The 12112-nt window shown below is 33.4% G+C and carries 8 protein-coding genes and 1 tRNA gene; 4 read left to right on the top strand and 5 right to left on the bottom strand.

The genetic code is table 11. The features are described 5' to 3' along the window. Positions 1-1590 precede the first annotated feature (1590 nt). Entirely contained in the window at positions 1591-2232 is a 642-nt protein-coding gene (locus tag ETSB_RS00555) for a phosphatase PAP2 family protein (RefSeq protein WP_232509823.1), read from the top strand. Between the two features lie 39 nt (positions 2233-2271). Continuing rightward, on the top strand, positions 2272-4158 hold the full coding sequence (locus ETSB_RS00550; protein WP_044105645.1) for an ArnT family glycosyltransferase: 1887 nt from the start codon (positions 2272-2274) through the stop codon (positions 4156-4158). On the opposite strand, the gene prmC is transcribed toward ETSB_RS00550, so the two are convergent. The 5 genes from prmC to ETSB_RS00525 form a co-directional block, all read right to left on the bottom strand. Beyond that, entirely contained in the window at positions 4155-5078 is a 924-nt protein-coding gene (gene prmC, locus ETSB_RS00545) for a peptide chain release factor N(5)-glutamine methyltransferase (protein WP_044105644.1), read from the bottom strand. The two genes, ETSB_RS00550 and prmC, sit on opposite strands and share 4 nt — an antisense overlap. An 8-nt stretch (positions 5079-5086) precedes the next feature. Continuing rightward, a complete protein-coding gene (locus ETSB_RS00540) occupies positions 5087-5815 on the bottom strand; it encodes a Tic22 family protein (RefSeq protein ID WP_044105642.1) in 729 nt (242 codons plus the stop codon). 106 nt (positions 5816-5921) lie between these two features. Beyond that, positions 5922-6677, bottom strand: a complete 756-nt coding sequence (locus ETSB_RS00535; protein ID WP_044105640.1) for a Tic22 family protein — start codon at positions 6675-6677, stop codon at positions 5922-5924. Between the two features lie 319 nt (positions 6678-6996). Continuing rightward, positions 6997-7070 (bottom strand) — tRNA-Pro (locus tag ETSB_RS00530). A 117-nt stretch (positions 7071-7187) separates the two neighbouring features. Further along, complete coding sequence (locus ETSB_RS00525; protein ID WP_044105639.1) at positions 7188-7715, bottom strand: GNAT family N-acetyltransferase; 528 nt, start codon at positions 7713-7715, stop codon at positions 7188-7190. 146 nt (positions 7716-7861) lie between these two features. Between ETSB_RS00525 and ETSB_RS00520 the strand changes: the two genes are divergently transcribed. After that, positions 7862-8782 (top strand): alpha/beta fold hydrolase, encoded by a 921-nt coding sequence (locus ETSB_RS00520; RefSeq protein ID WP_044105638.1) that lies wholly within the window; start codon positions 7862-7864, stop codon positions 8780-8782. Positions 8783-10801: 2019 nt separating this feature from the next. Continuing rightward, positions 10802-12043: an FAD-dependent hydroxylase gene (locus ETSB_RS00515; protein ID WP_044105636.1), complete on the top strand. Its 1242-nt coding sequence runs from the start codon at positions 10802-10804 to the stop codon at positions 12041-12043. Positions 12044-12112 lie beyond the last annotated feature (69 nt).

The raw sequence follows: 12112 nt of genomic DNA, 5'->3' as shown, positions 1-12112 counted from the left end.
GAGAACATCTTTATACACCTAATACGGTTATTTGTATCAAGAAAACTTAAGAATTGATTCTCAGAAACATTGGCGTATTTGCTCTTTTTAATCATTTTAATGTTTTAGATTTATTTAATCTTATTTATTGTTTTACTTATTAATTAATAGTATTACTAAAATGTAAAAGCTATTCTAGCTTTCCTGGTTTAAAGTTAAATTGTCTCAAATAAAATAAATTTAAGTTTGTTTGACTAACTAATATTGTAAAAAAATATACCTCCTCTTTAATTAAGCAAAAATCAGTTCCTAAATCAAATCAAGACGTTAATAAACTTTTTCATAGAAAATAATAATAATTATGGACCAATGAAGATAATTTCTTAAAACTAATAAAAAGGGATTATTTTATCCTGTAAGGGTGACGGTATGCCGTAAGTTGAAGATTTATTGAAAATAATAAGAGCGCAATTTTAGGCTTCGGTATCATTAATCTTGTCTAGAGAAGTGTCTTAAAAAATTTAATACCTTTCAAAGAGGGTAATTGCAGCTAGAATTTTTACCACTTTAGTGAAAATGATACAGTCTTTAACATCAGCAAAATTAATAGTTTAAGCACGAGTCCGATAGAAGTTATGAAATGTGCTGTCTAGTATTTAGGTAGCGGTAATGGCGGGCATTCTTTTATAATTACATAACTGAACAGTCTATTTTTTTAGCACGGGAATTAGTTAATAAATTATTTTTACTCCTAAATCTCTCCTTGTCAATATAACACTATCATAGTCTTCTATAATCTATTCTAAAATTATTTACTGATTAGTGTTTCTTGATTTTTGTAATAATCGAAACACTAATTCAATTTCGTTAATATACAAATATTATTTATTTTCAGTAAAATTTAGAGATGATAAGTGAATTTATTAAAATAAGTTGAATCTAAACTCTTTTTTGTCTCGGTCTATTATGGAAATAATACATGAATCAAGATTTAATAGGTTAGTTTTTTCAGCAATTTTGTAGATAACCCACTGTTTTTGAATTTCTTTAAATATTAACCTTAATATTTGATTGAATAGCAAGATTTTGACCATAAGTTCAAAGTAATTAAGGCGGTATTCGCTTGATTACTTTATTTATCAACAAGAGGGAATAACTTCTCTTGGTCGAAGAGAATTTATCCACCAAAATTTGTTACACCTGAATTTTGAGACACTGTAAGTATTAATAGTAAATTGATAGAAGTTTCCAATCTTTCAGAAAAGATCACATAATAGAGATCTCATAAAAGTGCGAGTTTCATTGCTTACAGGTAAAAAGTTAAACCTCGTTACATTTATTCGGTCATTAACTATTTGTTTAAAAATTGCCTACAGAACCAATGATAGTAATAATTTTTACCCGATGAGTCAGATGTTTATTTTTTTTAACTTATCTTTAAAATAACTGATTTTTATAGGATTATTGATGATTAGTTCTCAGAAAGGATCCTAATTATCCCAGATTAAGTCAGAGTAAAGCCGTTTATAAATCCGAGTGTTATTATATGGTGATACTTACTTAAATTTTAACATCTAACTAGATATGAAGCTAAAGCTAAGAAAGAGTGTGATGGAAAAGATTGGCCAAGTAATAACAAATAAGACTTTAACATCATTTGTGATTGTCTTATTACTATTATTATGGCTGAATCAAGAAGTTGTTCGGGGAAATCTTGATGCTTGGGATGAAACTTTTATACGATGGGTTCGCCACTTTTGTCAACCTGGTTTATTGGAATTTGCACGATTCTCTTATATTTCGGGAGAAGCTGAAATTGTTATTTTTTTTGTTTTAGGCAGTTTAAGTTTTTTATTCTGGAAACGTTATTTAAAGGAAGCCCAAGTTTTAGCAATTTCTTCTCTGGGAATTCTTATTTTAACTGATAAGTTTTTAAAGCCTTTATTTGATCGAATTCGTCCCGCTCCAGGATTAATAGATGTTCAGGGAAACAGTTACCCTAGTGGTCACATTTCTGGTAACTTTATGCTGTATTTATACATTTCTTATTTGATTTCATTCAAGTTTCCTAAACTAACTGTTTACTTCTATAGCATATCAATTATTTTGATTTGTTTTATGGGTTGGGCGAGTCTTTATTTACAAGTTCATTGGGCAACAGATATTATTGCCGGTTTTTGCGTTGGCTATCTAGCCTTTACTTTATCTATTTTTCTTTTGAAAACTATTGACACAAAATATCGTAATTTCTAGTTATTTCAGTTATTAAAAATATTTAAATTGGATATTATTATGGATAAAATAGACGCACATAAACAAATTATAAGCAAATATAACTTTTTAAAAAAATCCCCCAAAATACTATGGCTCTTTTCTGTTTTATGGCTGGTACTAATTAGCTGGATCGCTTTTTTATGGGATTTAGGAACTATTGGGTTGATTGATAAAACAGAACCTATGTTTGTTGAAGCATCCCGTCATATGCACATAACAGGAGATTGGTTAACTCCTTATTGGAATAGCGAAACTCGCTTTGATAAACCGCCTTTGACCTATTGGCTAGTTTCGTTATCTTTTAAACTATTTGGAGTGAGTGAATGGGCGGCTCGTTTTCCTTCGGCTTTATTTGCGATTGCTTTAGTAGGTTTGAGTTTTTATAGTTTACACAATTTTGGATTTTCTAGCCTTAAACCTTTCCACTCCTCCATAGAAGAGAAAATAAGACCCGATTCTTGTAAATCCTGGTTTTCAGCTAATTTAGGAGCAGCTATTGTTGCTTTTAATCCTTTTTGGATTGCATGGGGAAGAACAGCGGTTTCTGATATGTTTTTATCTAGTAATATTGGATTAGCATTACTGTCATTTTTTATTGGTTATGCTCATCCCCTAAAAGATTCTACTAAGCAATTAAAATTATTTTCTACAAATTGGTGGTATGTGGGATATTGGGTATTTATGGCTTTAGGTGTTTTAGCTAAAGGTCCTGTAGCAATTGTTCTCCCAGGGATTATCGTCATTGTATTTCTGTTATTTGTTAATCGCTTAGGTGAAGTGATAAAAGAGACTCCTTGGTTATTGGGAATTGGGAGCTTTGTTGCTATTACTGTTCCTTGGTTTGTTCTTATTACTTTAAAATACGGTCAAGAATATATTAATACTTTTTTTGGATTGCACAATATACAAAGATTTACTAGTGTTGTTAGTCGCCATCCTGGGGCATGGTATTATTATTTTTTTGTGGTCTTAGTTGGATTACTTCCTTGGTCAATTTTCTTACCATTAGCTATTGCTCGTTTACGTTTTTGGAAACGGAGATTTTGGGTTTCTTCCCATCGTTCAAACCACCTAGGTTTATTCGCTTTAGTTTGGTTTGTTGTTATATTTTCATTTTTTTCTAGTTCAGTCACTAAATTAGCAGGTTATGTTCTTCCTTTAATACCAGCTGCAGCCATTATGATTACACTGTTTTGGAGCGAACAAATGGCAACAAAAGGAGAAAAATCGTCAGGATTTTGGATAATTTTATTTTGGCTTAGTGGATTAGCTAATATAGGAATTTTAAGTGGATTAGCTGTTGCAAGTTTCATCAGCCCTAAACTTATTGGTTACGATCCAATGATGCCCCAGTTTAGCGAGTTATTAAAGGAATCAGGTGTACCCATCCATAGTGGAATTATCTTGTCATTTTCCACTTTAGGTATTTTAATTTTACTGTTCTGGAAACATCATCGACGCTGGATTTGGGCAGCAAATTTATTAGGTTTTATGGCTTTTTTTAGTTGGGTTGCACTTCCTATTGCTCCAATTGTTGACAGTCAACGGCAACTTCCTCTGAGAGAACTTGGAACCTTGGTAAAACAAGAACAGAAGCCAGGAGAAAAATTAGTTTTTATTGGTTTTATGCGTCCGAGTATAACTTATTACACTCAACAAACCGTTGATTCTATTACTGAAACTGATATCTATAATGGTAGAGTAATTGACTATTTTAACGAGCAAGCTAATCAGCAAAATATGTCATCAACTATCTTGATAGTAGCTAAACCTAAATATTTTGAACAGTTAGCCTTAAAATCATCTGATTATCAAGTTATTGGGGAAAGTATTGCTTATCAATTAATTCGGGTAAAAATACAAACAATTTTGGATAGAGAAGCATTAATCAAACAGTTTAATTAAGTACGATAAGCTAAAGCAAAACGTTGAATTCCTGCTAGATCTGACAATATTTTGATTGAATGATAATTAGAAGAATTTTCTAACAATTGAGCTACATTTTTTCCCTGTCCGGCCATCATTTCAATCAACCAAATTCCCCCAGACTGAAGATAATTAGGAGCACTATCTACTAGATAGCGAATTGCCTCTAAACCGTCTTTACCTCCATCTAAAGCTAAATATGGTTCATGGTATTTGACTTCTGGTTGGAGTTGAGACAGTATTTCTGTGGGAATATAAGGGGGATTAGAGACCAACCCACTAATTTTACCTTTCAAATTTTCTAGGGGAGTCCACCATGATCCTTCATGAAATTGAATTTTTGAAGAGAGTCCTAAGTTTTTAGCATTTTCTTTAGCAATAGCTAGGGCGACTTCACTATAGTCAACAGCATGGATTTTTGCTTTGGGAAATATAATACCTAATCCAATTGAAATTGCTCCACTACCAGTCCCCAAGTCCACCCAATGTCCTGAGTTTAAGTTAAGAATGGAACTCTTCTGAACTGCTTGAACAGCTAAATCAATGATCAACTCGGTTTCAGGGCGAGGAATAAAAACTCCAGGAGCAACTTTCAGTAAAAAATTACGCCAAGGAGTTACACCTACAAGATATTGAATAGGAACCCTATCTTTGAGACGATGCCGCCATAATTGCTCTAAGTAAGATAGGGGAAATTTTAGGTAAATTTTTGATCGCTGCCGAAATAACTCTAACTTCAATGAAAGTCGATCTAACTCTGCTACTTCCTGAAGTACCCAGTCTACTTCTTGAGGAAGGACATTGGCGGCGATTGATTCACTTATAGCCCAACTTCGCCAAGTTTCTAGGTCCGATCCCGATACAGCAGTTCTTTGACTATCTTCTGTTAAATTTTCCATTAGCGTTGTTAATTTTGGCGATTTTCTTGGATGATTTTCATCATTTCCTGAGATGGCCATAACCGAATTTTTCGAAAAAACTCATTATCTTCTTTTTCCAAAGTACCAATTAAATTTCCCAGTAAAATTACTTCTATTTTGAGATTAGTAGCTTGGTCAGATTCCTGTTGTTTTAGGTTATTAATAACTTGTTGAATTGTCTGGTTTTCAAAAAATATAGGAATAATAGTTTCCCCATCTTGTTTGATTGTTAAATAATTTTGTTCAGGTCCTCCTTTAAGTATGTATAAGGGAACACCTCCTCTATATTCCTTTCCATCTTCACTTAGAATAGGCTTAGCAGACTCAACTTCAGTTTTAGTGGGAATATATTGAAGTGCCAATCGTTGGGATTCATTAGAATTCTTTTGAGAAACCTCATAAATTGCACCTAAAGAGATAAGTTCTACTTTATATTGATCAGCAATAGAGGGTTTATCTTTTTTAAGTTGGATCAAAAATTCATGAGCATTCTGTTTGCTCATAAAAACGTTAGTAAACATTGTTTGTTCATCTATTTTACCTCCCAACGGGACATTTTTATCGTTTACCAACATGAAAACGGGAATTCCACGGAGTAACTTAAAAATTTCTTCTTGAGGCAAGGCAAAAGCTGAACGCGACTGATACAAGCCAGAACATAAAATTGTACTAGCAACTAATCCTAGAGTGGCACCCCAACGAATCAAAGTTTTCATATTTTTATAAGAATTTAATATTTTTTAACATTTGATGAAAAATCATTTTTTATGTCAATAAATTGATGACATTACTAGCTTTTCCATCCTGAATTTCCTACTTTACTTACTGATTTTGTTTGAATGTTTCTAGTAACTTTTTTGCTGACTCTTGTGAAGGAACAAGTACTACACTTTTTATGAAGTCTTCTTGTTTTTTATCGTCACTTTCAAAGGCTGAAACAATTCCACCTAATGGAGTTACTTTGACTTCTATAGATGAAGCAAATTTAGGTTGTTGTAGTCTGATATTTTCAATTAATTTCTGTAGAGACTCTCTTTCAAAATAAAAAGGAGTAAAATTTTTCTCTCCGTCTTTTACAGACAAAAAAGTCTCTTGTTCATTGACCTTGATCATTCCGTAAAATAAAGGAATTCCAGGAAAATCTTTAGCACTAGGATCTTCTTGTTTAAGAATTGATAAAGCTGATGGAAGTTGTTTTTTTAAAGGAATAAAAGTAAATAAATCAGGAGGTTCTTGGGATTGACTTTTTTCCTTGCTTTTTAGTAATTCATAAACCTTACCTAAAGGAATAGTAATTACTTCTAGCTGACTTTGAGGATTGTCTTTAGTAATTTGCTCAACAACCTGCTGAGCATCCTGATGACTCAGATAAGTGACAAATGTTTTTTTATTATTGTCAGTAGACAATAATATTTCTTTACTGTTGCCAATAGTAAATACAGGCACTTGATTAAGTTTCTGTACAATTTGTTCTGGAGTTAATGCCAAAACACTCAAATCATAATTTAACAAAGAATAAATCATAACAGAACTTCTAGCTAATCCTAGAGTAATACTGCTACGGATGAATGATTTCATAAGAAGTTAACCTCACATTCTATGACTATGATTGACTTTATTTATACTTAATAGCCGACAAAAATGAACTAATTTTTTGGGCACAAGTTTAAGTTTAGAAAATTTATCTCTTACAAATCTATTGTTTTCATAGTAATTTTACTACCTGAGGTAGTTAAGATTCAGAATTTTTTCGATACGTGACCAGACCTTTACTTGGAGTCGGACGAAATTCGCTAAAACCAAGTTCCTACGCAATTTTATCTCATCATAACAAACTCATACTCATAGAGCTGATGAAACATCAAAGGCAGTAAAGTTGTGGGTAATCCAGTTAAAGTCGGGATGACAGGATTCGAACCTGCGACATCCTGCTCCCAAAGCAGGCGCGCTACCAAGCTGCGCTACATCCCGTATCGCGCTTACTTATTTATTGTAGCCTAAATACTCACAAATCATCAATACACCTTTGTCAAAGATTAACCTAAAACTTTTATATCATCAGGGTTGCATCTTAATTTTTGGAGATGTCTAATTGGGGTACCAAAACATCCCTTTGATGCCTTCAGGCTCTAAAACAAATCCCAGACGACGATAAAAATCTATTACCTGAGGATCAGCAAACAGAGTAATATTACTAATATTCTTATTCCTAAGTTTATGAATCATATATTTGATTAAAGCTTTCCCAAGTCCTTTATTTTGGCAACTTGGGTGGACGACCACGTCCCAAACCGTAGCGTTAAAAGCGTGATCGGAAGTTGCACGGGCAAATCCAACCAAACGCCTCTGATTTTTCTCAACTTCCCACATAGAGACTACGATAAAACTATGATGTAAGGCTTGCTTAACCTTCCGTAGGGGACGACGCGCCCAGCCAACAGCATTACATAATTCTTCGAGTTCGTAGAGATTAATATCTCGTTCGGTACTTAAGAAAATGCGCCGTTGACTGTTTGTCTCGCCTTTTATGTCTAGGGGTTCTCCGTTGAATTTCGAAGTTAGAGCAGAGGTGACTGAATCAGAAGGGTTACTAAACAATCGTTTCCAAAAGACCATGCCGACACGGCTAAGCTTTGATGTTTTATTTAATTTATACTGTATTTAGGCTATTTGGGTGGGTTTTAAGTAGACACCAAATTGCAAGGTTTTCCTTAAATCATTATATCGACTAAAAAGCCTTCTTATCAGGTTAGGATAAATATATGCCAACTATCGACATTTTGGGAGTTCCTCACGCCTATGAGCTAACATCCACGTCTTTTCAAGCATCTACCCCTGTACTTATTTTTATTCATGGATGGTTATTGAGTCGTCAATACTGGCTTCCGTTAATTGAACAATTAACACCTAACTATCCTTGTCTAATTTATGATCTCCGAGGGTTTGGTGACTCTCAGCAAGTTCGAGAAGCTTTAAATCAAGACAAAGTAATCAACTGGAGAACTTCATTTCAACGAGCCAATCCCAGTTCAACTAATAACATCTCTCCTTACGGTTTAGGGGCTTATGCTCAAGACTTAAGTGTTCTACTACAAAAATTGGCTATTAAGAAAGCTTGGCTTATAGGCCATTCTTTGGGGGGTAGTATTGCTTTGTGGGGGGCTGATGTTTGTCCTGAAACTGTTCAGGGAGTTATTTGCCTGAATTCAGGAGGCGGAATTTATCTCAAGGAAGAATTCGAACAATTCCGCTCAGTCGGAGAACGGTTAATCAGGCGCCGACCAAGCTGGCTACTCTCTGTGGCTCTAATTGATGTACTTTTCTCTCGACTTATAATGGCTTGTTCTTTAGAACGACGTTGGGGACGACAACGGGTCCTAGATTTGCTTAAAGCAGATACTCAAGCTGCGTTGGGATTTTTACTTGATTCTACAACAGAAACTAAGGTTCACTTACTCCCCCAGATAGTATCTCGTTTACAACAACCTGTTTATTTTTTGGCTGGGGACAAAGACACGGTAATGGAAACTAAATATGTTCGCTATTTAGCTAGTTTTCATCCTCTTTTTGAGGGTCAGGGGAGTAATGTTATTGAACTGTCTAATTGTGGTCATATGTCTATGATAGAACAACCAAAGATATTAGGGGAGAAGATGTTAAAAATTATTATGAACCATAGTTAAAATTTATGCTACTTATTGACGAAATCTCTATGTATGCTTCTTGATAATCTATTTTTTCTGGAGTGTGCCATCCACCTTGCCAAAGAGCTTAATTCTTTAATTGTTTAACATTAATTCAAAAACAGATTTGGGGACTGCAAAAAGTAATTATTTCTGCAAACATCTATTTCTCTCAATCTTTGCGATTGACAACATGAAATTATCATCATCTGTATATTCTTTGTTTCTTGTCCATGAATTTATATAGACAATATTCATTAAGTATAGATTGACTTAATGACAATCAAGAAAGCATAGGTTATTTTTAGGAGTCTATTTACTATGATAGACTAAATCGTTTGCTCCAATGATTATAATCATTGGAGCAAACGCCTGAACTGAATATTGTGTTTTATATTAATGTGAAATGTGAGTGTATTGTGAGGAAATCTCTTATGTACAAACGATAGTAATAAAAATTTAATTATTCCCTGAGGAGATAAAGATAACTGAAGAGATTTTTATTTAGAAAAGAGAATTAAGCGCTCAATTGAGATAAAAAATAGGACGATTAGTAGTATATTTAAGGATACGATTAAACATTAATTGTTTCCCTAATTTTAGCGATTATAATAACAGTAGCCATTTAATTGATGAAATAAGCTCTTATTTATAGAGGGCATTTTCAAATATTTTTATAAACTTTTAACACTAAAAAAATTACCCTAAAACACCAATTGATTTAAAGATAAAAATTAAAGTTTTAAAAAATCAAGTTATGGTACATTGAGACTAATTATTTCATAAATTACTTGGGAAAATCCTGCCCTAGGGTATCACAGTCTAGTTCAAGGAAAAAAGCTTCTCTGATCATTAAACCCTTAAAAATGAAGAACATGATGGAGGTGACTTTGCAACATGAGGATACTCAAAAAATTTGTCTTAGCTCATTTAGCTTAATCCTATATCGATTAAGACAATAAATACAAAAATATTTGGGTTAAATAAGGAATAAAGTTTGTAACTGAGCAAATTTTTAAATTACGTTAGGCAGTAAGTTAAAATCAACAGCAACTACAACGGTTGTGCCAGCAATCTTATTTGATAGAGCTTCAATAAAAATACCAAAAGCTTTCTCGATAATTTAACTGGTTAAGGAGTTTAGATTACAATAAATAAATAAAAATCACAAAAAATAATGTATTATACAATTTTTTAGAAAATTATCGAAAATAATCTCTTTAAGAGATGATTAAAGTCAGTATATTGAGTGATTACTCCTATTATCAAGATCTTATACATAAACTTCAGATACTGGACATTCAACTTTCTAAGTAATCTCAATTATTAGACTTTTGTCTAATAATTGAGATTACTTAGAAACATAAAAATTAATTTAATGAAACTTTTACGACAGGAAGCTTCAAAAGCTTTGGAAAGCCAAAATATTAATTCATATCATTCGAGAATATCTCTTAGTAACTTACGTTTTTCCTTTCATTAGTAACTTATTGAGACCATAAATTAAATTGAGGTTTTACGAGCGATTAAGATAGATATTCGCAAAGAAATATAAAGTATTCAGCACGAAATATACAAAATATCTATTGTTGTACGCAATATTTATGATCATTGGCAGCAAAAATTAACTATAACTAACAATAGTCTTAACTCATCTCTTAAACACTTTCCAAAAGGTGCAGATAGAATCTGTTAACCCCCAAATAGATCCTTTGCAGTTGATTATTCCCCCTGAAGTGGAAAAAACTCTACTGTTTTGAAATTAGTACAAAATGTTAGTTTAGGGACTATTGTGGGGCTATTTCATAGGAATTGTAGTAGCTAATCTGGTAAAAATCAGGAGTTAAAAATCAGACTTTAACTCCTCATGGGCAGTTAAATTTTAACCTGAGAGCCATAATGCCAAAATACTTCATCCTAAAGTAAGGATCTAGATTAATGACCTTGCATACTCAAAAAATTCACGTCACAATTAAAAAGTGTATGTTTTTTAAACCTTTTTTGAAGAAATAATTTAAAATGACTGTCGATCAGCTAAACGCCTCTATTGCACTCTCTAAACATACTGCAGACTACGATCTTACTATTGTGGGGGGAGGAATTGTTGGTATGATTTTAGCTACAGCCCTCAAAAAATCCGGATTGAAAATCGTTATTGTTGAGACTCAGGTTCAGATAAAGGTTGCAAGCAAACCTCAAGCTTATGCTCTCTCACTACTGTCTGCGCGTATTTTAGACGCAATTGGGATCTGGGAAAAAATATTTCCTAAAGTTGGAAAGTTTCACTCTATTCGCCTTTCTGATGCTGATTATCCACAGGTAGTTGAGTTCCAAACTACCGATATTGGAACAGATTATCTAGGCTACGTGGGAGAACATAAAATGCTCTTAGAAACACTACAAACAGCGATTTTAGAGGAGCCGGAAATTCGATGGTTATGTCCGGCTGAAGTGATAGCCGTGGACTATCAAGATACAGAGGCTGTAGTCAAGGTCAAAGTGGAGGGACAATTACAGCAAATCCGTAGTAAATTAGTTATAGGAGCCGACGGCTCACAGTCGCCAATACGTTTAAAAGTAGGTATTAAAACTCAAGGATGGAAATATTGGCAGTCTTGTGTTACTTTCACAGTTAAACATAACGCCCCGAGCAATAACATAGCATTTGAACGATTTTGGTATTCGGGACCTATGGGGATTTTACCCCTTCCAGGAAATCGTTGTCAAATTGTTTGGACAGCTCCTCATTCCCAAGCGAAAGCAATTAGAGAATTAGACGAAACAAAATTTTTAAGTCAGTTACAGCAACGGACTGGAGGAATTTTAGGAAAATTAGAATTGGTCAGTGATCGTTTTATATTTCCGATTCAGTTAATGCAAAGTGAGCGCTATACAAAGCACAGACTTGTTCTGGTCGGGGATGCTGCACATTGCTGTCATCCTTTGGGGGGACAGGGGTTAAATTTGGGAATTCGAGATGTGGCGGCTTTAGCAGAAGTTTTACAAAAAGCTCATCAACAAGGAGAAGATATCGGAAGTTTAAAGGTCTTGAAACGTTACGAACACTGGCGCAGAAGCGAGAATTGGGTAATATTGGGGTTTACTGACTTTTTAAATCGCTTATTTTCTAATCAGTGGTGGTTATTAATGATATTGCGTCGGTTGGGATTGTGGTTGATTAATACTGTTCCTTTATTTAAACGGGTTTCTTTGCAATTAATGACAGGATTACTAGGGAAAATGCCTCAATTGCTTAAATAAACGATCAATTAAGTAAATCATTCTAGATTTTTAGGTGTAATCAATTTTTATCTAAATTTTAAAAGAATA

The organism is cyanobacterium endosymbiont of Epithemia turgida isolate EtSB Lake Yunoko (genome assembly GCF_000829235.1).
Lineage (GTDB): Bacteria > Cyanobacteriota > Cyanobacteriia > Cyanobacteriales > Microcystaceae > Rippkaea.
This window is presented reverse-complemented; position numbering and strand designations above follow the sequence as displayed.

Bases quoted from the DNA above. Each gene is read 5' to 3' on its own strand.
- ETSB_RS00540 (WP_044105642.1), bottom strand. From the start codon at position 5,815: ATGAAAACTTTGATTCGTTGGGGTGCCACTCTAGGATTAGTTGCTAGT.
- ETSB_RS00555 (WP_232509823.1), top strand. From the start codon at position 1,591: ATGGAAAAGATTGGCCAAGTAATAACAAATAAGACTTTAACATCATTT.
- ETSB_RS00525 (WP_044105639.1), bottom strand. From the start codon at position 7,715: ATGGTCTTTTGGAAACGATTGTTTAGTAACCCTTCTGATTCAGTCACC.
- prmC (WP_044105644.1), bottom strand. From the start codon at position 5,078: ATGGAAAATTTAACAGAAGATAGTCAAAGAACTGCTGTATCGGGATCG.
- ETSB_RS00515 (WP_044105636.1), top strand. From the start codon at position 10,802: ATGACTGTCGATCAGCTAAACGCCTCTATTGCACTCTCTAAACATACT.
- ETSB_RS00520 (WP_044105638.1), top strand. From the start codon at position 7,862: ATGCCAACTATCGACATTTTGGGAGTTCCTCACGCCTATGAGCTAACA.
- ETSB_RS00535 (WP_044105640.1), bottom strand. From the start codon at position 6,677: ATGAAATCATTCATCCGTAGCAGTATTACTCTAGGATTAGCTAGAAGT.
- ETSB_RS00550 (WP_044105645.1), top strand. From the start codon at position 2,272: ATGGATAAAATAGACGCACATAAACAAATTATAAGCAAATATAACTTT.